Origin of the sequence: Chitinophaga sp. (assembly GCF_035538455.1) — a bacterium.
Taxonomy (GTDB): domain Bacteria; phylum Bacteroidota; class Bacteroidia; order Chitinophagales; family Chitinophagaceae; genus Chitinophaga.
Window position 1 is genome coordinate 1 of the sequence record NZ_DATLKJ010000114.1, and the last position, 1,728, is coordinate 1,728.

Annotated in this window: 1 protein-coding gene; it reads right to left on the reverse strand. The window is 47.6% G+C overall.

Annotated elements, in window-relative coordinates; translation table 11 throughout:
- Positions 1 to 1,728, reverse strand: a 1,728-nt coding sequence (locus tag VM802_RS14230) for a condensation domain-containing protein (RefSeq protein WP_325531564.1), incomplete at both ends; no start/stop codon positions are given.

The window sequence follows — 1,728 nt, forward strand, 5'->3', positions numbered from 1 at the left end:
GTTGTATTACCGGAAGATCTGTTTGCAACAGTCCGGCGCTGGCAACACTGCTCAGCACTAATGTTGCGGATATATCTGATAGGATATAGGCAATCCGGTCTGACGGATAGTCAGGATGTACAGGCACATACGCTGCCCCGGATTTCAGCACTCCCAGCATCGCAATGATCATTTCAGGGCTACGCTCTATAAACAACGGAATCAGCATATCACGCTCAACACCTTTGCTCACAAGGTATTGTGCCAGCCGGTTGGAGCGCTCTTCCACCTCCTGGTAAGTGAGACAATTGTTGTTATGAAGAATGGCCGTCAATGAAGGCGTCTGACGGACCTGGTCCTCAAACAGATCTGTTAATGTTTTATCTGTAGGATAAACGAAGGAATTTTCGTTATTTGCTTTGACAAGATAGCTATACTCTTCAGCTGTCAGCAGCTCAATATCATCCAGCCTGCCGTTTTCATTGGTCGTCATTTGAAGCAGGGCCGTTCTAAAATGACCTGCTATAGCAGTTACATAGCAAGTATCAAGCAGGCTGCTGTTATAGCTGAAATGGATATTAATGTCTTCACGGATACCAACCACAAGGCTCAACGGGTAGTTGACATGTTCGTGCATACTCACGCCTTCAGCCTGTAACTTCCATTGTTTCGCATACAGTACTTTATTCACCGGATAATTTTCAAACACCAGTATACTGTCGAACAATTCACCGGTAATATTCTTCCATCTGCTAATATCGTTCAGCCGTGTATACTGGTATTCGCGGCTGTTAACCTGGTCTGCCTGTATAGCCCGTAGCCATGCAGACACATTCAGGTCTGAACCTGCATTGGCATATATCGGCAGCGTATTGATATACGGACCTACCCTTTGCTCCACGCCGGGAATATCATCAGGTCTGCCTGAAACAGTCACACCGTATACAATATCTTTGTGGCCGGTATAGCGGTATAACAAGTACGCCCACACGCCTTGCATTAGGGTGTTCAATGTAATGTGGTTACGTTGTGCAAAACGGGTAATCTCCAATGTAGCCGTAATATCGATATGAAGATGTTCCTGTTTGTAAATACCAATACCTTTGTTGCGCTCTTCCGTCGTGTTGATGAAAGGCAACATCACAGCCCCCTCCAGGCTACCCAGGTATTTGCGCCAGTAAGCGGCGGCGGCATCCCTGTCTTTACGTTCAATATAACGGATATAGTCTTCATAACGGTCCACGCTTATCGCTGGTAACGATTGGCCTGTTGCCAGCTGCTCGTATACCTCCAACAGCCCCGCCAGCAATACCGCCAGCGACCATCCATCCATCAGTATGTGATGATAGGTCCAGAAGAGCCGGTAATGGTCATTATCTGTACGCAGCAGGGTAATCCGCATCAGCGGAGCGGCAGTAAGGTCAATGGATTGCTGGCGGTCAGCCTGCTCATAGGCCGCTATAGCCCACTGTTGCTGCGCTTGCGATAAGTGGCTGTAGTCCTGTATGATCACTGGTATCTCCACATCGCGGTACACACATTGTACCGGCACCTTAAACACATCATAATAGAAGCCGCTGCGTAGAATGGTATAGCGCTGTACCAGATACTCCCAGCTCCTGATAAAAATCTCCGGAACCAATCCAGACATCAGCGCTGTGAACTGTTCAATATAGGCGCCGACCTGTTCATCATAAAGACTATGGAATAACATACCTTCCTGTAAAGGACTCAGGCGCGACATGCTTT